General features: G+C 64.7%; 18 protein-coding genes. 11 read left to right on the plus strand and 7 right to left on the minus strand.

Annotation, left to right across the window (positions count from 1 at the left end; genetic code table 11):
• The first annotated feature begins 74 nt into the window (after positions 1-74).
• On the plus strand, positions 75-2,135 hold the full coding sequence (ppk1, locus tag C8C95_RS18310) for a polyphosphate kinase 1 (protein ID WP_116750347.1): 2,061 nt from the start codon (positions 75-77) through the stop codon (positions 2,133-2,135).
• Positions 2,132-2,596, plus strand: coding sequence for a phosphohistidine phosphatase SixA (sixA, locus tag C8C95_RS18315; protein ID WP_056067241.1), 465 nt, complete (start codon positions 2,132-2,134; stop codon positions 2,594-2,596). The genes ppk1 and sixA overlap by 4 nt, the downstream gene beginning before the upstream one ends.
• 64 nt (positions 2,597-2,660) lie before the next feature.
• Here the strand turns inward: sixA and C8C95_RS18320 are convergent, their stop codons facing one another.
• Positions 2,661-3,200, minus strand: coding sequence for a hypothetical protein (locus tag C8C95_RS18320; RefSeq protein ID WP_116749512.1), 540 nt, complete (start codon positions 3,198-3,200; stop codon positions 2,661-2,663).
• A gap of 52 nt (positions 3,201-3,252) precedes the next feature.
• Entirely contained in the window at positions 3,253-4,731 is a 1,479-nt protein-coding gene (locus tag C8C95_RS18325; RefSeq protein ID WP_116749513.1) for a Ppx/GppA phosphatase family protein, read from the minus strand.
• A 261-nt stretch (positions 4,732-4,992) separates the two neighbouring features.
• On the opposite strand from C8C95_RS18325, the gene pstS reads away from it, so the two are divergent.
• From pstS to phoR, 7 genes are all read left to right on the plus strand, one after another.
• A complete protein-coding gene (gene pstS, locus C8C95_RS18330) occupies positions 4,993-6,015 on the plus strand; it encodes a phosphate ABC transporter substrate-binding protein PstS (RefSeq protein ID WP_108499680.1) in 1,023 nt (340 codons plus the stop codon).
• 80 nt (positions 6,016-6,095) lie between these two features.
• The gene (gene pstC, locus C8C95_RS18335) at positions 6,096-7,115 is read left to right on the plus strand and encodes a phosphate ABC transporter permease subunit PstC (protein WP_116749514.1); all 1,020 of its coding nucleotides are present in this window, start codon (positions 6,096-6,098) and stop codon (positions 7,113-7,115) included.
• A 41-nt stretch (positions 7,116-7,156) separates the two neighbouring features.
• Complete coding sequence (gene pstA, locus C8C95_RS18340; RefSeq protein WP_116749515.1) at positions 7,157-8,011, plus strand: phosphate ABC transporter permease PstA; 855 nt, start codon at positions 7,157-7,159, stop codon at positions 8,009-8,011.
• Positions 8,012-8,078: 67 nt separating this feature from the next.
• Positions 8,079-8,861, plus strand: coding sequence for a phosphate ABC transporter ATP-binding protein PstB (pstB, locus tag C8C95_RS18345; RefSeq protein WP_056067255.1), 783 nt, complete (start codon positions 8,079-8,081; stop codon positions 8,859-8,861).
• Positions 8,862-8,872: 11 nt separating this feature from the next.
• Complete coding sequence (phoU, locus tag C8C95_RS18350; RefSeq protein ID WP_010457902.1) at positions 8,873-9,574, plus strand: phosphate signaling complex protein PhoU; 702 nt, start codon at positions 8,873-8,875, stop codon at positions 9,572-9,574.
• Between the two features lie 21 nt (positions 9,575-9,595).
• A complete protein-coding gene (gene phoB, locus C8C95_RS18355; RefSeq protein WP_015013590.1) occupies positions 9,596-10,303 on the plus strand; it encodes a phosphate regulon transcriptional regulator PhoB in 708 nt (235 codons plus the stop codon).
• A 166-nt stretch (positions 10,304-10,469) separates the two neighbouring features.
• Positions 10,470-11,813: a phosphate regulon sensor histidine kinase PhoR gene (phoR, locus tag C8C95_RS18360; RefSeq protein ID WP_116749516.1), complete on the plus strand. Its 1,344-nt coding sequence runs from the start codon at positions 10,470-10,472 to the stop codon at positions 11,811-11,813.
• On the opposite strand, the gene C8C95_RS18365 is transcribed toward phoR, so the two are convergent.
• From C8C95_RS18365 to trxA, 5 genes are all read right to left on the minus strand, one after another.
• Positions 11,767-13,134, minus strand: coding sequence for an MATE family efflux transporter (locus C8C95_RS18365; RefSeq protein ID WP_116749517.1), 1,368 nt, complete (start codon positions 13,132-13,134; stop codon positions 11,767-11,769). The genes phoR and C8C95_RS18365 overlap by 47 nt on opposite strands.
• On the minus strand, positions 13,134-14,834 hold the full coding sequence (locus tag C8C95_RS18370; RefSeq protein WP_116749518.1) for a hypothetical protein: 1,701 nt from the start codon (positions 14,832-14,834) through the stop codon (positions 13,134-13,136). Before C8C95_RS18370 ends, C8C95_RS18365 begins: the two co-directional genes overlap by 1 nt.
• A gap of 109 nt (positions 14,835-14,943) precedes the next feature.
• Positions 14,944-15,198: a type B 50S ribosomal protein L31 gene (locus C8C95_RS18375; RefSeq protein WP_015013594.1), complete on the minus strand. Its 255-nt coding sequence runs from the start codon at positions 15,196-15,198 to the stop codon at positions 14,944-14,946.
• A gap of 92 nt (positions 15,199-15,290) precedes the next feature.
• Entirely contained in the window at positions 15,291-16,553 is a 1,263-nt protein-coding gene (gene rho / locus C8C95_RS18380; protein WP_056067265.1) for a transcription termination factor Rho, read from the minus strand.
• Positions 16,554-16,830: 277 nt separating this feature from the next.
• Positions 16,831-17,163 (minus strand): thioredoxin TrxA, encoded by a 333-nt coding sequence (gene trxA, locus C8C95_RS18385; RefSeq protein ID WP_116749519.1) that lies wholly within the window; start codon positions 17,161-17,163, stop codon positions 16,831-16,833.
• A 110-nt stretch (positions 17,164-17,273) separates the two neighbouring features.
• On the opposite strand from trxA, the gene C8C95_RS18390 reads away from it, so the two are divergent.
• Both C8C95_RS18390 and C8C95_RS18395 read left to right on the plus strand, forming a co-directional pair.
• The gene (locus C8C95_RS18390) at positions 17,274-19,892 is read left to right on the plus strand and encodes a PD-(D/E)XK nuclease family protein (RefSeq protein ID WP_116749520.1); all 2,619 of its coding nucleotides are present in this window, start codon (positions 17,274-17,276) and stop codon (positions 19,890-19,892) included.
• The gene (locus C8C95_RS18395) at positions 19,889-23,398 is read left to right on the plus strand and encodes a UvrD-helicase domain-containing protein (RefSeq protein ID WP_116749521.1); all 3,510 of its coding nucleotides are present in this window, start codon (positions 19,889-19,891) and stop codon (positions 23,396-23,398) included. The genes C8C95_RS18390 and C8C95_RS18395 overlap by 4 nt, the downstream gene beginning before the upstream one ends.
• Positions 23,399-23,448: the final 50 nt, after the last annotated feature.

The following is a 23,448-nucleotide window of genomic DNA, read 5'->3' on the forward strand; positions in this document are numbered from 1 at the left end:
GGGACTCCTCGCACGCCGTGTCACATGACAACGATTTTGCGGCTGTGGGGGCTGTCACGGGCGTTGCCCCCCACATGTTTCTGGACCGCGACCACAGCATCCTGGCATTTAACGAACGCGTGTTCGACTGGGCGGTTCGCACAGATGTCCCGCTGCTGGAGCGGCTGCGCTACCTGTGCATCGTGTCATCCAACCTCGACGAGTTTTTTGAAGTACGTGCCGCAGCGCACATCACGGCGGCCAAGAAGGGCGAGACCAAGGGGCTCTACACCGCAGCGTCGTTCGAGGCCCTGTCCGCCCAGGTACACGACCTGGTAGAGCGGCAATACGCGCTGTACAACGAAGCACTGGTTCCCGCATTTGCAAAGCATGGGATACGCATCGTGGCGCATGGTGACCGCTCCGCAGAGCAGAGGCGGTGGGTGCACGAGTATTTTGCGCGCGAGGTCCGTCCCTTATTGATTCCGGTGGGACTCGATCCGGCCCACCCGTTTCCGCAGGTGGCTAATAAGTCGTTGAACTTCATAGTGCGTCTAAAGGGGCATGATGCCTTCGGCCGCGAGAATGAAATCGCCATCGTCAAGGTGCCGCGTGCACTGCCCCGCCTGATCCGCATGCCAAAGAAGGTTGCGTCCGACGGGGCGTTGTTCGTCAGCTTGTCCAGCATCGTGCGTGCCCATTTGGAAGACCTCTTTCCTGGCCGCGAAGTGACGGAGTTTTCCCAGTTTCGTGTCACACGCCACTCCGATCTGGCACTGGACGAAGAGGATGTTCGTAACCTGCGCACCGCCTTGCGGCAGGGCCTGCAGCATCGTCATTACGGACAGGCTGTGCGCCTGGAAGTCTCTGCGGGTTGCTCTCGCTTCCTGTCCGACTTCTTGTTGCAGCAATTTGATCTGCCCAACGCGGCCTTGTACCGTGTACATGGTCCTGTGAACTTGGTGCGCCTGAATCAGCTGGTGGACTTGGTGAACGATCCCGCGTTGCTGTTCCCGCCATGGAGTTCCGCTTGGCCACGTCAACTCCAGCCAGGGGTGTCCATCATGGGTCAACTGCGCGAGCGCGACGTGTTGATCCACCAGCCGTTCGAGAGCTTTGATGGTTTGCTTGCGTTCCTGCGGGAGGCTGTGAACGACCCGGACGTGCTGGTCATCAAACAGACCATTTACCGCACGGGCGCCGACTCCGAACTCATGGACCTGCTCAGCGAGGCGGTACGCCGAGGCAAGGAGGTGATGGCGGTGGTGGAGCTGAAAGCACGCTTTGACGAGGAGGCCAACATCAATTGGGCAGAGGCGCTGGAGTCGATTGGGGCGCAGGTGGTCTATGGCGTCGTGGGCCTCAAGACCCACGCGAAGATGCTGCTCGTCACACGCCGTGAAGGGCGGCGGTTACGCCGTTACGGCCATCTCTCCACTGGCAACTACAACGTGCGCACGGCCAAGCTGTATACCGACCTGAGTTACCTCACGGCAGATGAAGAAACCACTGCCGATATGGACGGTGTTTTCAATCACCTTGCCAGCCAGAACCGGCCTCCCAAGCTGCGCAAGCTCATGCTGGCACCGTTCCATTTGCATCGCCGCATGATCGAGAAAATCGAGCGCGTGGGATTGGCTGCCAGCCGCGGGGAAGACGCACGGATCGTTGCCAAGATGAATGCTCTGACCGACGAGGGATTGATGCGGGCGTTGATCCTCGCTGGGCAGCGCGGCGCACGCATCGATCTGATTGTGCGCGGGGCCTGCATGCTGGCTCCGCAGGTGCCGGGAGTGACGGACAACATCCGGGTGCGCTCGGTGATTGGTCGGTTCCTGGAGCACACGCGTGTTTTCTATTTCCGCGCGGGGGGCGAAGAAGACCTCTATCTGTCGAGTGCCGATTGGATGAACCGCAACATGATGCGCCGCGTCGAGCTGGCGTGGCCGGTGACTGACCCCAAGCTGCGCCAGCAAATCATTGATGAATGTTTGGTGGCCTACCTGTGTGATGACCGCGATGCCTGGACGTTGAATGCCGCAGGCGTCTACGACCGCGCTGTGCACCCGGTGGACGGTAGTGGTGCCCAAAACGCGTTGATGGTGCGCTATGGGCCACGGCCTGCTCTGGGTCGCGGGGAGCCAGGGGTCGCATGATGGATTTGATCCTTTGGCGTCATGCCGAGGCGGAAGAGGCAGAAGACGGTAGCGATGATCTTGCACGCCCGCTCACGGCCCGGGGCGAGAAGCAGGCGGCGCGCATGGCGGCCTGGCTTGATCGTCAACTGCCAGAAGGCCTGAGGGTGGTGGCAAGTCCAGCGCGGCGGACTGAGCAAACTGCCCACGCTTTGGGCCGCAAATTCAAGATGCGCGCCGAGTTGTTGCCTGGCGGTACACCACAGGATTTGCTAGAGCTCGTGCAATGGCCGCGTGCCAAGGGCGCTGTTCTGGTGGTGGGGCATCAGCCCATGCTGGGCCAGACCGTTGCCCAGTTGTTGCAACTACAGGCCCCCGAGTGCCCTGTGCGCAAGGGCTCCGTGTGGTGGTTGCGCCAGCGCCAGCGCTGGGACCACAGCCAGACCGTGCTCATGGCAGTGCAGTCACCGGAGTTTCTTTAGCTTGCCCGGCGATGTCCGAGGGCCCGAAGCCGTGCCCCTGGACACGCCGTGTCTCGGGACAGGTTTACTTGCGTTCTGCTTTGCCGCTGGACTTGGTCGTTGCCTTGGCAGGGACAGTTGGCGCGGCTTCAGCTGTGTTGGCCTTTGGGCGACCGGTCTTGATGGAAGGCACCGCTTGCAAAGCGCTGCGCAACGCGCTGTCTGACAGACCTGCCAGCACCTTGAGCCCTGCGCGCAACAGCTCGCTTTTCTTGACGGGGTGGGCCAGTGCTGTGGCGCGGTCTTTCAGGGTGTCGAGCACCGCGTACTCGTCTTTGGGGATGGTGAAGCTGTCACGGACCAGCTTGGGCTTTTTTCCCTTGGTCTCGGTGGCCTTGCCGGTTTTCACTGCAGCTGCTGCCTTGGCAGGCTTGGTCGCAGCGGCTGGTTTGGAAGTCGGCGCCTTTTCTGCCACTGCCTTTTTGGTGGGCCTGACAGCCTTGGATGCCTTTGGAGCCTTGGGTGCTGTTGCCGGCTTGGTTGACTTGACGGCCTTGGCGGGCTGAGCTGCTGCGGGCGCGGCGGGTGTGACGGAGGGGTGGGGGGTTGTAGTGGCAGTGGTCATGACAGAGGATTGATAAACGGTATAAACAGTTTATATCGTTTATTGTTTCCCCTCAAGGTATGCCCACAGCCAGCTCCCAGGGGGTTTTTTGCCAGGCTTGAATTTCTTCGCGCAGAAGGTGGGCCGACTGTGGGTAGGCCATGGCCCAGCCCGGGCGAGCGCTGACCTCAAATCGCTGCCTGTCCAGCTGCAACGACAGTCCTTTGGTATCTGGCTCCCGGCGTGCATGGCACAGCGCCACGGCCAAGCGCAAGCACAAGAGCTGCAGCACAAAAATCGGATCGTCGAGTTCCACCCCCAGCTTTCGTACCTTGCCCCGCTGCCCCTGCACCAGCACTCCCAGGCGGTGCAGTTCTGGCACCGCAAAACCAGCGGCATCAGTGTTGTCGAGAATGTAGGCGCCGTGTCGGTGGTAGTCGCTGTGGGAAATGCGGCAGCCAATCTCATGCAGGCGGGCGGCCCAATCCAGCTTGCGGCTGGCACGTTCGCTCCCGGGTGGGGCAGCCTGGTCAAACAGCGCGCAGGCGGTGCGCGCCACGCGGTCTGCATGCTCCATGTCCACGCCAAACCGCTGCATCAGCCCTTGGACGGTGGTGGTGCGAAGGTCGGTGCCGGGTTGCTCCCGATCCAGAAGGTCATACAAGGCGCCCTGGCGTAGTGCTCCTTGCGCCACCTGCATCTCATGGATGTCCAGCAGGTCAAACATGGCGCGCAGCACGCTGATGCCCCCCCCGATGACTGCACGGCGCTCTTCCTTGAGTCCGTCCATGCGCAGCCGGTCGGCACTCTGGGCGCGGAGCAAACGCTCCCGCAGCCAGTTCAGCCCATCGCGGGTGATCAGACCCTGCGAACCTCCTGCAGCGGACAGAATGTCCCCCACGGCGCCCGCCGTGCCAGACGACCCATAGGCAACATCCCATGCATCGGGGCGAAAAGTCTCCAGCGCCTCATCGAGTACCGCCTTGGCAGCAATCTCCGCCGCCAGGAAGGCCTGGGCAGAGAACTCTCCCTTGGCAAAGTACCGTTGTGACCAAGCGACGCTGCCAACCCGGAAAGATGCCACCGCGTGGGGCGTGAATTGCTCGCCGAGGATCAATTCGGTGGACCGACCTCCGATATCCACCACCAGGCGGCGCTCGTCCGATTGAGGCAGCAATCGGGCTACGCCCTGGTAAATCAAGCGAGCTTCTTCCGGGCCAGACACCACGTCGATAGGGTATCCCAGCACCTCACTGCCGCGTGACAGGAATTCTTCGCGATTGCGCGCTTCACGCAGTGTTTGAGTGGCCACTGCGCGGACCTGCGCGCGGGGAAAGCCCGCCAGGCGCTCGCCAAAGCGCGCCAGACAAGCCCAGCCGCGCTCCATGGCGTCGCGAGTCAGGTTTCGATCTTCATCCAGCCCGTTGCCTTGGCGCACGGTTTCCTTGAGGTATTCCACCCGCTGGACGTGTCCGAACTCATAGCGCCCGATTTCCAGGCGAAAACTGTTGGAGCCGAGATCGACTGCGGCGAGGCGTGTGCCGTTCTGCATGTGTGTTTGGTGGGAGCTGCGTGCGGCATCGTACCGCGATGCGCGTGGCCTGATCCTAAGCGGGCCGCCATTGGCTGGGCGGGCAAGTGACCGGGAGATGGCGGGAGTGTGACGAGGTTGTGTGACGCATTCATGACGTCAGCGATGCTGCGTCATGGGGGTGTTGCAATGGTCTGAGGTTGGTTTTTTGTGTCACTGAATTGTCACGATAGGCCTCTAGAGTTCGCTCTGTTCCTGTTAACCCCTGCCGAAAGGTACCTCATGAAACGCGTATTTCTCAAAACCGTCGCAGTAACTCTGGCCGCCCTGGCAGTGGGCAACGCCTTTGCGGCAGACATCACCGGCGCCGGCGCTACGTTCCCCTTCCCGATGTATGCCAAGTGGGCGGAAGCCTACAAGAAGGAAACCGGCGTGGGTCTGAACTACCAGTCCATCGGTTCCTCGGGTGGTATTCGCCAGATCCGCGCCAAGACCGTGGCTTTTGGCGCTACCGATGCCCCTCTGTCGGGCGCTGAACTGGAAAAAGACGGCATGGTGCAGTTTCCTGCCATCATCGGTGGCACCGTGCCTGTGGTGAACCTGGACGGCTTCAAGCCAGGCGAACTGCGCGTGACCGGCACCGTCCTGGCCGAAATGTATCTGGGCAAGATCACCAAGTGGAACGATGCCAAGCTGGCTGCCCTGAACCCCGGCAAGACGCTGCCCGACCAGAACATCACCATCGTGCACCGCGCCGATGGCTCTGGCACCACTTTCAACTGGACCGACTATCTGAGCTCCGTCAGCAAGGAGTGGGCTGATACGGTGGGCAAGGGTGCTGCGGTGAAGTGGCCTGCTCAGTCTTCCGTGGGCGGCAAGGGCAACGAAGGCGTTGCGGCGAACGTGACCCGTGTGAAGGGTGCGCTGGGCTACGTGGAGTACGCCTACGTCAAGAAGAACAACATGACGTTCCTGCAACTGCAGAACGCTGATGGCAAGTATGTGGCGCCCGACGATGCCACCTTTGCAGCGGCTGCTGCGAGCGCTGACTGGTTCAGCGTGCCTGGCATGGGTATTTCGATGGTGAACGCCAAGGGTGCCAACAGCTGGCCCGTGAGCACGGCATCCTTCATCCTCATGTACGCCGACCCCGCAGACAAAGCCCAGTCAGCCGAAGTCCTGAAATTCTTTGACTGGGCCTTCAAGAACGGCAAAACCATGGCTGCTGACCTGGACTACGTGCCGCTGCCTGACGCTCTGACGGCCCAGATCCGCTCCAAGGTCTGGTCGCAAATCAAGAAGTAAAGCGGTTTGCCCCAGAATAGTGCCCATCGGCCGGCAGGTCTGGCCGATGGGCGCTGGTTTGTGGGGTCTCCAGAAGCCAGATGGGAGTCAACATGAGCGTGGGAACCACCATGAGTTCGCAACCCGTGTCCGTCAAGAAGACGGACGCCCCCACACCGTCCATGGTGTCGATTGCCAAGCGGCAGCGGCTGCAGGACATCGTTTTCCATCGGCTGACCCAGAGCCTGTCGCTGCTGGTGCTGGTGGCGCTGCTGGGCATCATCGTCTCGCTGTTCATCTACGCGTGGCCAGCTTTTCACAAGTTTGGCATCCAGTTCATCTGGCGCGCTGAGTGGGACATCATCAATGAAGAATTTGGTGCGGCGATTGCCATCGTCGGCACCCTGGCCAGCGCAGGCATTGCACTGCTGATCGCCGTTCCACTGGCATTCGGCATTGCGCTGTTCCTGACCGAAACCTGCCCTGTTTGGCTGCGCCGCCCGCTGGGCACGGCGGTGGAATTGCTGGCGGCCGTGCCGTCCATCATCTACGGCATGTTCGGCCTGTTCGTGTTTGCGCCATTGTTCGCAGACCATTTCCAGGTACCCGTGCAAAAGCTGCTCGGCTCCATGCCGCTGGTCGGCTTCCTGTTTGGCGGCAGTACCAACGGCTTTGGCATCCTGGCCGCGGGCATCGTGCTGGCCTTCATGGTGTTGCCTTTTGTGGCTGCCGTGATGCGCGATGTGTTCGAGATTGTTCCCCCCATCCTGCGCGAGTCCGCCTATGGTCTGGGTTGCACGACCTGGGAGGTGGTGCGCCGCGTGGTGCTGCCCTACACCCAGAAGGGCGTGATTGGCGGTGTGATGCTGGGGCTGGGCCGGGCCTTGGGCGAAACCATGGCCGTCACTTTTGTGATTGGCAACGCCAACCGCATGCCCACCTCTCTGTTCTCGCCCGGCACGTCCATCGCATCCACGTTGGCCAATGAGTTTGGCGAAGCGGCGGACTTTCACTTGTCCACACTGTTCGCCTTGGGCTTCCTGCTGTTCGTGATCACGTTTGTGGTGCTGTCGGCCGCCAAGATCATGCTGCTGCGCGCCGAGAAGGCCAAGGGCCTGTAAGCCCTGCAGCCCGCTCCCGACCCTCTTCAGAGACGAGCTCCATGGAATTCAATCAACAACTCTACAAAAAGCGCCGCCGCTCCAACGCCATTGGCCTGACCCTTTCACTGGGCGCCATGGCACTGGGCCTGTTCGTGCTGCTCTGGATTCTGAGCGTGCTGCTGTCCAATGGCTTTGCTGCCTTGGACTGGAACATGTTCACGCAGTCCACCCCAGCCCCTGGCTCCGACGGCGGTGGCTTGGCCAACGCCATCGTGGGCAGCCTGCTGATGGTGGGCTTCACGGTGCTGGTGTCCACACCCATCGGCGTGCTGGCGGGCGTGTACTTGGCCGAGTACGGCGACCAGAGCAAGACCGCCGAGCTGACCCGCTTTGTGACGGACATTATGTTGTCTGCCCCCTCCATCGTGCTGGGCCTGTTTGTGTATGCCATCGCGGTGGCGACCGTGGGCAACTTCTCGGGCTGGGCGGGCAGCCTGGCGCTCTCGCTCATCGCCGTGCCGGTGGTGGTGCGCACCACCGAGAACATGCTGCGTCTGGTGCCCGGCAGCCTGCGCGAAGCGGCCTTTGCCCTCGGTGCACCGCGCTGGAAGGTCTCGACCATGGTCACCCTGCGTGCTGCTCGCAGCGGCGTGATGACTGGCCTGCTGCTGGCTGTGGCCCGCATCAGTGGCGAGACCGCGCCCCTGCTGTTCACCGCGCTCAACAACCAGTTCTTCAGCACCAACATGAATGCGCCCATGGCCAACCTGCCGGTCGTGATCTTCCAGTTTGCGCTGAGCCCGTACGAGAACTGGGTTCGCCTCGCCTGGGGCGGTGCGCTGCTCATCACGCTGTCGGTGCTGATCCTCAACGTCGTGGCGCGGGTGTTCCTGCGCGAAAAGAACCGCGTGTGATTCCCTTTGCTGATCCGGCCAACGCCAACGCCATCGACAAGACTGCCTCCATTTTCAGGAATTGACAATGAACGCCACTGCTACCGCCACTGCCAGCAAGAACGCGCTGGAGCTGCGTAACCTGAGCTTTTTCTACGGCAAGTTCCAGGGCCTGCGCAACGTGAGCCTGGACATCGCTGAGCACAAGGTCACTGCCTTCATCGGCCCCTCGGGCTGTGGCAAGTCCACGCTGCTGCGCACGCTCAACCGCATGTACAGCCTGTATCCCGGCCAGCGCGCCGAGGGCTCCATCAGCTTCTACGGCCAGGACATCCTGGACCCCAAGCAAGACATCAACCTGCTGCGCGCTCGCATCGGCATGGTGTTCCAGAAGCCCACGCCGTTCCCCATGTCCATCTACGACAACATCGCGTTTGGCGTGAAGCTTTACGAGACGCTGAGCAAGAGCGAGATGGACGACCGCGTGGAGTGGGCACTGTCCAAGGCCGCACTGTGGACCGAGGTGAAGGACAAGCTGCACCAGAGCGGCCTGTCGCTCTCCGGCGGCCAGCAGCAGCGCCTGTGCATTGCGCGCAGCGTGGCGGTGAAGCCTTCGGTGCTGTTGCTCGACGAGCCCACCTCGGCGCTGGACCCGTTGTCCACCGCCAAGATCGAAGAGCTGATCGACGAGCTCAAGCACGACTACACCATTGCGATCGTGACCCACAACATGCAGCAGGCCGCCCGCTGCAGCGACTTCACCGCCTACATGTACCTGGGCGAGATGATCGAGTTCGGTGCGACCGAGCAGATCTTCTTCAAGCCCGAGCGCAAAGAAACCGAAGACTACATCACCGGCCGTTTCGGCTAAGGAGACAGCAGATGCCCGATAAACATCTTTCGTCCCAGTTCGACAGCGAACTCAACAGCGTCTCTGCCCGCGTCATGGAAATGGGCGGCTTGGTGGAGTCGCAGATTCGCCAGGCGGTGTACGCGCTGTCGCAATTCAGCCTGGAGGCCGTGGAAACGGTGGCTTCGATGGAGACCCGCATCAATGCGATGGAGGTCGAGATCGACCAGGAGCTGTCCTCCATCATCGCCCGCCGCCAGCCCACCGCGCGTGACCTGCGCCTGCTGCTGGCCTTCTCCAAGGCCACGGCCAATCTGGAGCGCATGGGCGACGAAGCCAACAAGATGGCGCGCATGGTGCGCTCCATCATCGAAGGCGGTGCCCCACGCTCGTTGCCATCGAGCGACCTGCGGGTGGCGGCCGAGCTGGCCTCGGGCCAGCTGCGCAAGACGCTGGATGCGTTTGCACGGCTGGACGTGAAAGCGGCGGTCGCCATCCTCAAAGAGGACGACCTCATCGACAAGGAGTTCGACGGCTTCGTGCGCAAGCTCATCACCTACATGATGGAAGACCCTCGCACCATCTCGCCCAGCCTGGATCTGCTGTTCCTCGCCAAGGCCATCGAGCGCATTGGCGACCATTCCAAGAACGTGGCCGAGCTCATCATCTATCTGGTCAAGGGCAAGGACGTTCGCCACACAGCCCTCGACGAGATCGAGTCGGCAGTGCTGTAAGTACGGGGCGCTGAAATCACCATGAGAAAGCTTCCCCGTGTCCTCATCGTGGAGGACGAACCCGCGATTGCCGAACTGATTGCAGTCAACCTGCGCCACAACGGCTTCCAGCCCTTCTGGGCGGAAGACGGCGACAGCGCGCAGCGCGAGCTGGATGCCGTGCTGCCCGACGTGATCCTGCTGGACTGGATGTTGCCCGGGCAGAGCGGTCTGTCGCTGGCGCGCAAGTGGCGTGCAGACAGCCGCACCAAGCCCATCCCCATCCTCATGCTCACCGCGCGTGGGGATGAGCCGGACAAGGTGGCCGGGCTGGACGCCGGTGCCGACGACTACATCACCAAGCCCTTTTCCACGCAGGAGCTGCTGGCCCGCATCCGTGCGGTGCTGCGCCGCCGCGCACCCGAGCAGGTGAGCGACAGCGTGAGCATTGGCGAGCTGGTGCTGGATGCTGCGACCTACCGGGTCACCTTCCAGGGCCAGCCCCTGAAGGTGGGCCCCACCGAGTTCAAGCTGCTGCATTTCTTGATGAAGCATGCCGAGCGTGTGCACAGCCGCTCACAGCTGCTCGACAAGGTGTGGGGCGACCATGTCTTCATCGAAGAGCGCACGGTGGACGTGCATGTCAAGCGCCTGCGCGAGGCCCTGGGTGCAGCGTCCGTGATGGTGGAAACGGTGCGCGGCGCGGGCTACCGGCTCACTGCACAACCCCAGGTGCCGCTGTCGGCCTGACGGGGCAGGCGGGCTGCCGCCTGTGAGTGATGCGACGCGCTCGATGGCTGCTGTGCAGCTGGCCACTGCGGTCGGCGTGCATCGGTGGTGGCGATGGATGGATGTGATGGATCAATGGGCGCGCGTGTCGCGGCCCTGGCGTTTCTGAGAAGGCTTTGCAATCCGCATGCTGTGGCGTATTTCGTTTTTCCTGCTGTGGCAGTTGGCGGGTGGTGGCCTGGGGTGGTGGCAAGGCGGGCCCTGGGGCGCCGCGCTGGGGGCCGCCATTGCTGCCTGGGCGTGGTTCGTCTGGGACCTGCTGCGGGGCGTGCGGGTGCTGCGCTGGTTGCGCACCGGCGACCTGGCATCGGTGCCGTCCATGCGTGGCATCTGGGGCGAGGCAGCGGACCGTGCGCGGCGGCTGCTGCGCAAGCAGGAGGCGCAGATTCGGGACAGCCAGGACCGGCTGCAGGAGATCCTGGCCGCCCTGCAGGCCTCGCCCAACGGTGTGGTGCTGCTGGATGCGCAGGGACGCATCGAATGGTGCAACCAGATGGCGGCCAACCAGTTTGGCTTTGACGCGCAGCGCGACGTCATGCAGTCCATCGGCAACTTGCTGCGCAACCCGGAATTCACGGCTTACTTCGCCGCCAAGGACTTCACCAGCGACGTGGTGCTGGAGGGGCGCCTGAGCACGCCGTCGCGGCCCGTACGCATCTCGGTGCACCTGCACCCCTATGGCGATGGCCGCACGCTGCTGCTGTCGCGCGACGTGACGGCGCTGGAGCAGGCCGACGCGATGCGGAGAGACTTTGTGGCCAATGTGTCGCACGAGATCCGCACACCCCTCACGGTGCTCACCGGTTTTGTCGAAACCTTGCAGACCTTGCCGCTGAGCGCCGACGAGCGCTCGCGCTACCTGGGCATGATGGCGCAGCAGGCGCAGCGCATGCAAAGTGTGGTGCAGGACCTGCTCACGCTGTCGCGTCTGGAGGGCAGCCCGCTGCCCGGCATGGCCGAATGGACACCTGTTCAGTCGCTGATGCAGCGTTGCGAGGAAGAGGGCCGCGCCCTGTCGGCGCTGCTCACACAGAACCAGCAGCGTCCCCATGCGATGCGTTTTCCGGCGGCCGATTTGCTGCGGGCCGAAGGTGAGATTGCTGGTGTGCCTGCCGAACTGCAAAGCGCCTTGTCCAACCTCGTCAACAACGCGGTGCGCTACACGCCCGGCGGTGGTTCCATCGAGGTACAGTGGCTGCGCAAGGAGGATGGCAGTGCCGTGTTCTCGGTGCACGACACCGGCCCCGGCATTGCGCCCGAGCACATCCCGCGCCTGACGGAGCGCTTCTACCGGGTGGACCGCAGCCGTTCGCGCGAGACCGGGGGTACCGGGCTGGGCCTGGCCATCGTCAAGCATGTGCTGCAGCGCCACGGCGCCACGCTGGACATTGCGAGCACGCTGGGCAAGGGCTCGGTGTTTTCGGTCACCTTCCCGGCCAACCGTTTGCGGGGTTTTTCCTTGCCGGGTTGATGGCTCGCCAGAGCATGGCGACGAACAGCAGTGCGGTGACTGCGAGCGCCGCCGCGCTGGCCGCCCAGAAGGGAGTGGGCGAAGCCACACCCGACCAAGGCCCGATGCCTCCATACGCCAGCCAATAGCCGCCCGCCAGGCCAGCCCCCCACAGCAGCGCGCAGTACACCACCAGTGGCGCCAGCGTGATGCGGTAGCAGCGCAGCACAAACACGCACAGCGTCTGCACCGCATCGGCAGCGTGGTACGCCGCCACCCAGACCAGCACCGTGCCGGCCACGGCTGCCACGCTGGCGTTGTCGGTGTAGATCTGGCTGATCGAGTATCTTGCTATCAATAATATAGCTGCCAAGGCAATGCCCACTAGCGCAGCGAGCGAAAAACCCATCAAAACCACCTGACGGGCTCGCTGGGGCTGCTGTGCGCCCAGCCAGTAGCTCACCCGCGCGCTGGTGGCGATGGACAGCGACAGCGGCACCATGTAGAGCACGGCAGCCATGTTGGCGGCGATCTGGTGGGCGGCCGCCGAGGTGGTGCCCTGGCGCGCGATGAACAAGGCCATCAGGGTGAAGGAGGTCACCTCCACCATCACGGCCAGGCCTGCCGGAATCCCGAGTCTGGCAAAGCCTGCAATGGTGGGCCAGTGCGGGGGCTCCATGCGGCGCCACAGCCCCAGGGGGGTATAGATGTCCTGCGTGCGCAGCAGCCACACAGCCAGGGCCAGCATGCTGCAGTTGACGACCAGCGTGGCCCAGGCGCAGCCCACCACCCCCTGTGCAGGCAGGCCCCCGCCGCCAAAAGTGAACCACACCGACAGCGGCAGCTTGATCAGCAGCGAGCCCACCTGTAGCCAGGTGACCAGACGCGGATGGCCCAGGGCCTGGTTGAGGGTGCTGTAGATGCGAAACAGCAGGGCGGGTGGGAGTGCCAGTGCCAGCACAGCCAGGTAGTTTTCTACCTGTGGGCGAAGCGCAGGGGGGACCTCCGTCCAGCGCAGCAGCGCGCCTGGCGATAGCAGCACCGCCATGCCCACCACTGAAGCAGCAGCGCACAGGTACAAGGCCTGTCGCAGTGATCGGCCTACGGCCTCAGGCTGTTGCGCGCCGCGCTGTTCAGCCCACACGGGGAGGAGTGCCTGCAGCACGCCGATCAGTGCGACGTACACACTGATGAAGATGGCCGACCCCACGGACAGCGCGGCCAGCGACGATTCGCTGTAGCGCCCCGCCACGATGGTGTCCGTCACCCCGAAGGCCATGACCGCCAATTGCCCCGCCAGCACGGTCACGGCGTGCCGGGTGATGGTGGACAGCTCCGACATCAGCGGGCCGGGGCCGCACGGCGGAACAGCAGCAGGTTCTCGTTCTTGTCGGTGGGGCGGGGCAGCGTGGCCCGGGCTTCCCACAGCTCAGCGCGGACCATGCGCTCGGACGCGGGCCAGGAGGCGCTGTCCACCAGCAGCCACTGGCATTCATCCTGCAGGCCCGCGCGCTGCAGCGACAGCTGTCCATGGAACTGCAGAGCCGCCACCTGAGCACGGTTCAGCCCCACGGTCTGAATGCACCCGGGCTCAGGCCCCAGGGCTGCCACCACACTGCGCACCTGCGGACCATAGCTGCGTGCGTAGTCCAGCAGGGGCAGCCAGAGGGTCATCAGCAACAGCCAGCCCAGGGCAGCACCACCTGCGGGCAGCACCAGGCTCTTCCAGATGGGGGCCCGGTTGCGGGATGCGCGCCACCACGCCAGACCACACCAACCCACGGTGGCCGCCACGGCCACCAGCAAAGCCAGTGCAGAAAACTGCGGCACGAACCCGGGCGCCAGCTTGGCCACGTTGGCGGCAGGTTTGGCAGGCACCCCGGTCTGCATGGCAATCCAGATCACCCAGATCGCGAGGGCCGATGCGGTGAAGAACAGCAGCGTGAACCAGTCGATCAAGGCCCCCACGCTGCGGCGCAGCGTAGGCAGGGCAAAGGCTGCCAACGCAGCCAGGGCGGGCAGGCCCAGCAGCAATGCCCGGTCGGCCGGCTGGGTGGTGATGGTGGCGCCAATCGACACCAGAGTGAACCACAGGGGTAGCAGCATGTGTCGTTGGCCGGGGCGGCTGAAGATCTGTTGGCGCCAGCGCCACAAGGTCCACAGTGCCAGTGGCCAGGCCGGCCAGCCAAACCACAGCAGCAGGCGCGCCAGGCTCAGCCAGTCCTTGCCACCACCATCGAACCCCACAACACGCCAGCGCCACAGGTCCAGCCCTTGGGCCAGAGCGGCCGCTGCCAGCGTGGCTGCGGCCAGCACGGCGGCCCAGCGCCAGCGGCGGTCGGTGTTGCCAGCGGGCGCAAACAGTGCCAGCAACGCGCCACCCATGCCCAATAAGGCCGTGAGTGCGGGGGCTCCGGACAGCGTGAGCCCGGCCATGCCCAGCACCAGGGCCACGGCGGGCGCCACGGTGCGGTGGGGCATGGCGGCCACCGCAAAAAACAGCAAAGCGGTGCAGCCCAGCTGCGCCAGATAGCTTGTGACCTCATGTGACAGCTGCGCGAGGCCCAGGCAGGCGATCAGCGCCAGCAAGGCGCCATCGGCAATAGCACGCGCATAGTCCAGTGGGGAAGCCTCGCCGCCAAAAGCAAACGCAACCGGTTGGGCACCCGGGCTGCGGGCTAGGTAGTACACGCCATACCAGGTGGCCATCAGGGTGATGACCAGGAGCGCGATGAACGGCATGCGGGCCGCCATCTCCGGCGACAGCCAGGCCGGTGCCATCTGCACGGCCCAGGCACCCAGCCAGTAGGGCAGCAGCCCTTCGGTTTCGGGGGGCATGCCACCGAGCAGCGGACTCAGCCAGGGAGTGCGTCCCTGGGCCAGCTCCAGCATGTAGCCAAAGGCGGTGACGTCTGCGTTTTTCCACGGATCGCGGCCCACAAAGCCGGGCACTACGTAGGCAATGCACAGCAGCAGCAGAGCCCAGCGGGGCAGTGGGCTGACGGCGTTCTGGGTAACGATGGCGGGGGTGGGTGGAGTCACGCGGCAGTGGGCGGCTGGGCAAAGGAGCCACCGAGAATAAAGGCAAAACCCATGAAAAAAGGCAGCCCGGTTGCCCGGGCTGCCTTTTTGGCGGGATCGCAGGGGAGAATTACTTCGCTGCGGTCTTGCCGAAACGGTTGCGGAAGCGCTCCACGCGGCCACCCATGTTGTCCACGGACTTTTGCGTGCCGGTGTAGAAGGGGTGCGACTCAGAAGAGGTGTCCAGCTTGAACAGCGGGTATTCCTTGCCTTCGTGGGTTTCGGTTTCCTTGGTGTTCACGCACGAGCGGGTCACGAACTTGAAACCGTTGGACAGGTCCACGAACAGAACTTCGCGGTAGTTGGGGTGAATGCCTTCTTTCATGATCTTCCTTTGAGTCAACTGCGGGAGCCGCACCGGCCAGTCCGATGTACTTTCCGCAAGAAAAAGCCCGCTATTATTGCACAGGCTGAGAATTAGCCCCCGCGACGCATCATGTCGAAGAAGTCCACATTGGTCTTGGTGGCCTTCATGTTCTTGATCATGAGCTCCATGGACTCGATCTCGTCCATGTTGTACATGAACTGGCGAAGGATGCGGGTCTTCTGCAGAATCTCGGGGGCCAGCAGCAGTTCTTCGCGGCGGGTGCCGCTCTTGTTGAGCTCGATGGCAGGGAACACGCGCTTTTCGTACAGGCGGCGGTTCAGGTGGATTTCGCAGTTGCCCGTGCCCTTGAATTCTTCAAAGATCACTTCATCCATGCGGCTGCCGGTATCGACCAGCGCCGTGGCGATGATGGTGAGCGAACCACCTTCCTCAACCTTGCGCGCAGCGCCAAAGAAGCGCTTGGGGCGCTGGAGTGCGGCGGCATCCACACCGCCAGACAGCACCTTGCCGCTCGACGGCACCACGTTGTTGTAGGCGCGGGCCAGGCGGGTGATGGAGTCCAGCAGGATCACCACGTCCTTCTTGAGCTCGACCAGGCGCTTGGCGCGCTCGATCACCATCTCGGCCACGTGCACGTGGCGGGCGGCGGGCTCGTCGAAGGTGGAGGCGATGATTTCGCCTTTGACCGTGCGCTGCATTTCGGTCACTTCTTCAGGGCGCTCGTCCACCAGCAGCACCATCAGGTGCACGTCGGGGTTGTTGGCCGTGATGGCGTGGGCGATGTGCTGCATCATCACCGTCTTGCCGCTCTTGGGCGGCGCGACGATCAGCGCACGCTGGCCGCGGCCAATGGGCGCGATGATGTCGATGATGCGGCCGGTGATGTTCTCTTCACTCTTGACGTCGCGCTCCAGTCGCATCTGCTCCTTGGGGAACAGGGGCGTCAGGTTCTCGAACATCACCTTGTGCTTGTTCTGCTCTGGGGGGCCGTCGTTGACCTTGTCGAGCTTGGTCAGTGCAAAGTAGCGCTCGCCGTCCTTGGGCGTGCGCACTTCACCTTCGATCATGTCGCCGGTGTGCAGGTTGAAGCGACGCACCTGGCTGGGGCTGATGTAAATATCGTCCGTGCTGGCGGTGAAGCTGGTGTCCGGGCTGCGCAGAAAGCCGAAGCCATCAGGCAGGATTTCCAGCACGCCGTCTGCAAACACCTGCTCACCCGCCTTGGCGCGCTTCTTGATGATGGCAAACATCAACTCCTGCTTGCGCATGCGGCCCGTGTTTTCGATTTCGAGTTCTTCGGCCTGCTTCAGGACTTCAGACACGTGCAGTGCCTTGAGTTCGTTTAAGTGCATGGATTGACTCCTTGGCGGAGCTGGTATGAATCTTGGGGGAGGTGGGCTGATGCCGAATGGGCTGCTGTTTGCAGGTCCGGCTCGCCAGGGATCTTGGTCCGGCTGCCAATGCATGCAGCCCGGTGATCTGTGGGAATTATGACAGGAAAAAATGCGGGGGCCTCAGGGGCGCAAGGTGTGGGCTTGCGCAACTGCCAGCGTGTTGTTTCCCCGCAGGTCTATCGCTTAACAAAAAAGCCCCATCGGCATTCGTACCGAGGGGGCTTGGGGCAGTGGGTCAGGCCAGTTGTTGGTCGATGAAGGCGGTCAACTGGGCCTTGCTCATCGCGCCGATCTTGGTGGCTGCCAGTTGGCCATCCTTGAACAGCATCAGGGTGGGGATGCCGCGGATGCCGAACTTGGCGGGGATTTCGCGGTTCTCGTCCACGTTCATCTTGGCGATCTGCAGCTTGCCTTGGTAGGTGCCTGCGACTTCGTCCAAGATGGGAGCAATCATCTTGCAGGGGCCGCACCACTCAGCCCAGTAGTCCACCAGCACGGCGGTGCCCGGTTGGAGCACGTCGGCTTCAAAGCTGGCGTCGGAGACATGTTTGATGAGTTCGCTGGCCATGGCGGAATTCCTTGATTTTGGGCGGGTTGCGACCGGTGTACGTTTAAAGTCTGGGCATTGTGACAGAAACCAATCCCACGTTCACCGGTGTGGCCGGGTCTTGCGACGCTATGACAGTCATAGCGAAAAGCGATCAAACCAGTGGATTTGCGGCCGCAAGCACCGCCCTGTGGCAACGCGCACTGGCCCGGGTGGCCGCGCATGCCCAAGCCCATGGTGCCCATTTGGCGCGCACGGTGGTGCTGGTGCCCTACGCCCAGCTCATGCCCTGGGCGCAGCGCCATTGGGTTCAGCAGTTTCCGCAGAGCTTTGCACCACGTTTTGAAACCACCCGCAACTGGGCCCGCCAGCTGCAAGCGTTTGAGCCCACGGGCGACGACCTGGCGGGCGACGTTGCGCGCGACACGCTCACGGCCCGCACTTTGCTTGACCGCGTGGGGCAGGGCGGGCAGCGCGAAGTGCTGGCCACGCCACTGCAGGAGGCCGCTGCCCAATTGGCCCCGGTGATTGCTGCCGTGCCCCCAGCCCTACGCGCTGCCTGGGGTGACGAGGCTCGGAAGCTGCTGGCCACGCCGGAAGAAGGTACCGCCCTGCATTACGAGGCCCTGGTGGCTCGCCTGGCGCTGGAATGGGCACTGGCATCGCGCTACGCGACCGATGTGCTGTTTGAGCCCGGCGTTCGCGGGGCGGTGGATACGCTGGTGGTGTTGGAGGGATTTCAGTCTGACACGCTGACCCGGGCCCTGCAGGCGCATTGGGGCGAGCAAGGTGTGTGCATTGCGCTCCCCGCGTTGGTCGGTGATGCGGGTTCACCACCGCAGTGGGCCCTGCACGCCGCAACGGACGCCGAAGACGAGGCGCACCGTGCTGCGGCCTGTGTGCTGCGTCATGTCGAGCAGGGTCGGGTGCCCGTGGCCCTCGCGGCCACTGACCGCGCACTGATCCGCCGTGTCCTGGCCCACCTGGACAGCAGTGGCGTATTGGTGCGCGACGAAAGCGGCTGGATTCTGTCCACCACGCGCGCCGCTTCACGGGTCATGGCCGTGCTGCAGGCCGCTGCGTGGAATGCCTCTTCCAACGAGGTGCTGGACTGGGTCAAACACACCCCAGCGCTGATGCCTGGCGAGGTCAATCGCCTGGAGCAATGGCTGCGCAAAGGTGTGGTGCAGCACTGGAGCGCCGCCGCCCAGCTGGCTTTGACGGGCGACGTGGATGCGCGGCCCCACCTGGCCCGCACCGTGGCCACCGTAGAAGCATGGCGCAACACCCTGCGCGCTGCACGGCCGCTGGCGCAGTGGCTACCCGCTTTGCGCACGGTGCTGGAGCAGGCGGGCCAATGGCAGGGTCTGCAGGCCGACCCTGCTGGCATGCGGGTGCTGGCCGCTCTGCGCCTGCAGGACGGTCAGCAGTCAGAGCTGGACGGCTGGGGCGACAGTGCGGGCCGTCGCATGACACTGGCCGAATTCACCCGTTGGGCCAAAGACGTGCTGGAGGCCGGGCGCTATGTGGCCGCGCAGGCGGCTGGTGCCCCCGTGGTGGTGGTGCCCATGCCGCAACTGCTGGGCCGCCCCTTCGCCGCCGCCGTGTTGCCGGGTTGCGATGAAAAGCGCCTGCAACCTGCTCCCGAACCCGCTGGCGACTGGACACAGGCCCAGCGCGAGGCATGGGGCCTGCCTACGCGCCAGTCGCTGGAGGCTGCCCAGCGTGCCGCCTGGGCCCATGCCCTGCGCACGCCGGTGGTGGATGTGCTGTGGCGCACCGGTGACGAAGGCGGTGAGCCCCTGCTGGCCAGCGCGCTGGTGCTCGCCCTGCAACTGGATGGTGCCGCCCTGTCAGGATCCGATGAGCGCGGTGCGCGCGAGGTGGTCGCCACTCCCACGCTACGCCCCTTGCCCGTGGGCCAGGCGCTGCCGGTGGCACACCTGTCATCCACCGCGTATTCCGACCTGCGCCAGTGCCCCTACCGCTTCTTTGCCCAGCGCCAGCTGGGCCTGCGCGAGGCCGACGAGCTGGACGCCGAGGTGGACAAGCGGAACTTTGGCACCTGGCTACACGCGGTACTGCAGCATTTTCATGAAGCCTTGCTGGCGGAGCCGACCGATGGTCTGGATGAGCGCCGTGTGCGCATGGACGCCGCCGCCGAGGCCGTCACCCGCGAGCAGCGTTTGCAGGACGGCGACTTTCTGCCCTTTGCCGCAGGCTGGACGCAACTGCGCGACGGCTACCTGCAATGGCTGGCAGGGCATGAGCAACAGGGCGCCACCTTCCGCCAGGCCGAGGTCAAGGCCCGCCAGCCGCTGGGCGATCTGGAACTCATCGGCACCCTCGACCGCATCGATGGCGTCTCGTCCACCGGCGAGCCCACGGTGCTGGTGATTGACTACAAAACCGAAAGCGACAGCGTGACCCGCCAGCGCATCAAGTCCGGGGCGGAGGACACGCAACTGGCCTTCTACGCCGCCTTGCTGAGCCACGACACCTTGCGCGCTGCCTACGTCAACGTAGGCGAGCGCGGCGAGACGCAGCTACACGAACAGGACGAAGTGGTGCACCTGCGCGATGTGCTGATCGAAGGCATCCAGCACGACATGGCCCGCATCGCCGCCGGCGCGCCGCTGCCCGCGCTGGGCGAGGGATCGGTGTGCGAGTTCTGCGCCGTGCGCGGCCTGTGCCGCAAGGACTACTGGGCGGACGCTGAACAGGCGTTGCCCGCGCAAGAGACGCCATGACCGAGAGCCTTTCCCCACCCGCCCAGGCCGCTTACGAACACAACGGCCGCCCCGTATCGCGCGAGGCCTTCTACGCCATCGCCTGTGACCCCGCGCGCAGCGTGGCGGTGGAGGCCTGTGCCGGTGCGGGCAAGACCTGGATGCTGGTCTCGCGCATGCTGCGGGCGCTGCTCGACGGCTGCGCGCCACACGAGATCCTGGCCATCACCTTCACCAAGAAGGCGGCCGGGGAGATGCGCCAGCGTTTGCAGGAGTGGCTGGAGCAGTTCAGCCACAAGCCGCTCGAGGAACTCACGGCCGAGCTGATTGCAAGGGGAATCAGCCCCCAAGGGGCACCGGACAAGCGCGAGGCGCTACAAAATCTATACCGCCAGCTGCTCACTGCGGGTCGCCCGGTGCAGATCCGCACCTTCCACAGCTGGTTTGCCGCGCTGCTGGGCACGGCGCCGCTGGCGCTGTTGCAGCAGCAGGGCCTGCCCGCGCACTTTGAGCTGCTCGAAGACGATGCCGAGGCGGTGCGCGAGGTGTGGCCCCCGTTCTTGCAGACTGTGGCCGACAGCGCCAGCCTGCGCGCCGACTACGAAGCCGTGGTGGCCCGCCACGGCCGCTCGCAAACGCACAAGGCCCTGGCAGCGGCGCTGGCCAAGCGGGTGGAGTTCGATCTGGCCGACGAGGCGGGCGTGGTCGATGCCTCGGTGCCGCCGTTCCAGCAGGCCTACCCCGAACTGGCCGCTTTATCCGAGCCTACCGAGGCCCTGCAGACCGAAGCCGCCCAGCAGCGCTGGCGCAACCGTGCCAGCGCCTTGGGCGCCGAGTCCAACAAGACCCCGCAAAAGGCGGCGGACGCCATCATCGACGCCCTGGCCTGCACCGACCTGAACCAGCGCCTGGACATGCTGCGCAAAGCGATGTTCGTCGCCAAGGAAGACCGCCTGTCGAAGAACCTGGAGAAGTTCCCCGCCGCGCAAGAGGCCGAGCCCGAACTGCAGCGCCTGCTCACCGCCCGCCGCCAGCACGAGGCCTGGCAGCACCAGCAGCGCATGGCCCGGCTGGCGCGTTGTCTCATCGCGCAGTTTGTGGCCGTCAAGCAGCAGCACGGCTGGGTGGACATGAACGATGTGGAGCGCACCGCCCTGGTCATGCTGGCGGACCCGGTGCTGTCGGGCTGGGTGCAGGAGCGGCTCGATGCCCGCATTCGCCATCTGCTGGTCGATGAGTTCCAGGACACCAACCCGCTGCAGTGGCAGGCGCTGCACGCGTGGCTGTCGGGCTATGCGGGCTCGGGCGGCGGGTCTACCGCGCCCAGCGTGTTCATCGTGGGTGACCCCAAGCAGAGCATCTACCGCTTTCGCCGCGCCGAGCCGCAGGTGTTCATCGCCGCGCAGGCCTTTGTGCGCGATGGGCTGGGCGGCGACCTGCTGAGCTGCGACCACACACGCCGCAACGCGCAGGGCGTGATCGGCGCCGTCAACGCCGTGATGGGCGAGGCCCAGGCGCAGCACGAGACCAGCGGATTCCGCGACCACACCACTGAATCGAAACATACAGGCCAGCTGCTGCGCCTGCCCGCCATCACCGACGCGGACGACGATGGCCAGGGCGCAGCGCGCGACCCGCTGGCCTGGCGCGACAGCCTGACCGAACCGCGCCACGAGGCCGAAGAAACCCAGCGCATGCGCGAATGCACCCAGGCCGCCGCCTGGGTGGCCGCGCAGATTGCCAGCGGCACGCCGCCCAAAGAGGTTCTGGTGCTGGCCCGCAAGCGCGACCGCCTGGCCAGCATGCAAGATGCCCTGCGCGCCCTGCACCTGCCCTGTGTGCAGCCCGAAAAAGCCGACCTGTTTGACGCGCCCGAGGTGCAGGACATGGTGGCGCTGCTCGACGTACTGGTGTCGCCCACACACGACCTGTCTTTGGCACGCGCGCTCAAGTCACCCCTGTTTGGACTGGGCGACGACGCGCTGGTCGCGCTGGCGTTGTTGCTCCGCCAGCCGGAACACGCGGGCTGTAGCTGGTTTGAGTTGCTATTGAAAAGTGAGCTGCTAGCGAATGAATATCAAGCGCTTGGAGCCGTTTTGGCCCAATATCAGACGTGGGTGGGTACTTTGCCGCCCCACGACGCGCTGCACACCATTTACGAACACGGTGACGTGCTGGCCCGCTTTGCTGCCGCAGCACCTGTCACCCAGCGCCAGTCCGTGCAGGCCAATCTGCGCGCACTGCTGGCGGCATCGTTGCAGCACGACGGGGGGCGTTACCTCACGCCCTATGCCTTTGTGCGGGCCATGAAAAAGGGCGGTGTGCGCGCCCCAGGCCGGGCGGATGCGCAGGCCATCCGCTTGCTGACGGTGCACGGTGCCAAGGGGCTGGAGGCCGATTGCGTGCTGCTGCTCGATACCGACACCCGTCCACAAAAGGCCGAGACCATGGGCGTGCTGGTGGACTGGCCTGGCGAGCAGGCCGTGCCGTCTGCCTTCGTCTTTTTGGCCAGCGAATCGAACCCGCCACCCAGCGCAGTGGATGCGCTCGCCGCCGAGCAGCAGGCCCGCAGCCGCGAGGAACTGAACATGCTCTACGTGGCCATGACGCGTGCCAAGCATTGCCTGGCCCTGTCGTCTGTGCAGCCCGGTAACTCGGCCCCCGGCAGTTGGTGGAATCGGCTCGCTCCCTTGGTCACTGAAGTGGACACGCAGGCGTTGGCCCCCGCAGAACATGCCGTGGCGGCCGTAGCGCCCGCCCAGACCTTCACCATCCCCTGCCTGCCCGCGCTGCCCGAGGCGCTGCAAAGCGCGCGCGTGCAAACCGATGCGGGATTGCCGGGCGACAGCCCTGTGGCCATGCCGGGCGACGGAGAATCCACCCCCTTGTCGCGCCAGGGCGATGCCATGCACCAGCTGCTGGAGCAAGCCGGCGTGGCTGGTGCCCCACTGGCCGACTTGCGCGCCCAGGGTTGGGCTGCCGCGCGCATTGCCCGCCTGGCTCTGGACCACGACATTGCCCCCGCTGCCGCCGAGTTGGCCGCCCGCATGGCGCAGGCCATTCTGGCGGGCGAGGGGGCCTGGGCGTGGGACGCTGCCCTGGTGCAGACCGCCATCAACGAAGCGCCGCTGCACTACCAGGGGCAGAGCCTGCGCATCGACCGCTTGGTGCAGCGCCGCGCGGCACACGCCGGCGATGCAGAGGCCGGCTGGTGGGTGCTGGATTACAAAAGCGCCACCCAACCCCAGCGCCAGCAGGCACTGGTGGCCCAGTTGCAGCGTTACCGCGAAGCCGTACAGGCCCTGATGCCGGGCGAGGTGGTGCATGCCGCCTTTCTCACGGGCGATGGGCGGTTGGTAATGGTGGGCGATACGCCGGGCTCAGCAGGGGCATCGGCGGCCCAGGCCCTTGTGGTGGGGCATACTCGCCCGCCCGTTGCCCCCATTGCGCCGGTTGCTCCAGCACAACCAGAGCGCGCGCCCACCGCGCCAGGCCCTGCGGATTCTCCGCAAGGCTCCCTGTTCTGACGTGCCGCCCCCGCAACGCGCTCCTTTATTCAGCAAGGCCCTTACGTGTC

This window comes from Acidovorax sp. 99, from assembly GCF_003096455.1.
In the GTDB taxonomy this organism is placed as follows: domain Bacteria; phylum Pseudomonadota; class Gammaproteobacteria; order Burkholderiales; family Burkholderiaceae_C; genus Acidovorax; species Acidovorax delafieldii.

Bases quoted from the DNA above. Each gene is read 5' to 3' on its own strand.
- pstS (WP_108499680.1), top strand. From the start codon at position 4,993: ATGAAACGCGTATTTCTCAAAACCGTCGCAGTAACTCTGGCCGCCCTG.
- phoB (WP_015013590.1), top strand. From the start codon at position 9,596: ATGAGAAAGCTTCCCCGTGTCCTCATCGTGGAGGACGAACCCGCGATT.
- trxA (WP_116749519.1), bottom strand. From the start codon at position 17,163: ATGGCCAGCGAACTCATCAAACATGTCTCCGACGCCAGCTTTGAAGCC.
- phoU (WP_010457902.1), top strand. From the start codon at position 8,873: ATGCCCGATAAACATCTTTCGTCCCAGTTCGACAGCGAACTCAACAGC.
- pstB (WP_056067255.1), top strand. From the start codon at position 8,079: ATGAACGCCACTGCTACCGCCACTGCCAGCAAGAACGCGCTGGAGCTG.
- pstA (WP_116749515.1), top strand. From the start codon at position 7,157: ATGGAATTCAATCAACAACTCTACAAAAAGCGCCGCCGCTCCAACGCC.
- phoR (WP_116749516.1), top strand. From the start codon at position 10,470: ATGCTGTGGCGTATTTCGTTTTTCCTGCTGTGGCAGTTGGCGGGTGGT.
- C8C95_RS18325 (WP_116749513.1), bottom strand. From the start codon at position 4,731: ATGCAGAACGGCACACGCCTCGCCGCAGTCGATCTCGGCTCCAACAGT.
- C8C95_RS18390 (WP_116749520.1), top strand. From the start codon at position 17,274: ATGACAGTCATAGCGAAAAGCGATCAAACCAGTGGATTTGCGGCCGCA.
- C8C95_RS18320 (WP_116749512.1), bottom strand. From the start codon at position 3,200: ATGACCACTGCCACTACAACCCCCCACCCCTCCGTCACACCCGCCGCG.
- C8C95_RS18375 (WP_015013594.1), bottom strand. From the start codon at position 15,198: ATGAAAGAAGGCATTCACCCCAACTACCGCGAAGTTCTGTTCGTGGAC.
- pstC (WP_116749514.1), top strand. From the start codon at position 6,096: ATGGGAGTCAACATGAGCGTGGGAACCACCATGAGTTCGCAACCCGTG.
- sixA (WP_056067241.1), top strand. From the start codon at position 2,132: ATGATGGATTTGATCCTTTGGCGTCATGCCGAGGCGGAAGAGGCAGAA.
- C8C95_RS18365 (WP_116749517.1), bottom strand. From the start codon at position 13,134: ATGTCGGAGCTGTCCACCATCACCCGGCACGCCGTGACCGTGCTGGCG.
- ppk1 (WP_116750347.1), top strand. From the start codon at position 75: ATGTTTCTGGACCGCGACCACAGCATCCTGGCATTTAACGAACGCGTG.
- C8C95_RS18395 (WP_116749521.1), top strand. From the start codon at position 19,889: ATGACCGAGAGCCTTTCCCCACCCGCCCAGGCCGCTTACGAACACAAC.
- rho (WP_056067265.1), bottom strand. From the start codon at position 16,553: ATGCACTTAAACGAACTCAAGGCACTGCACGTGTCTGAAGTCCTGAAG.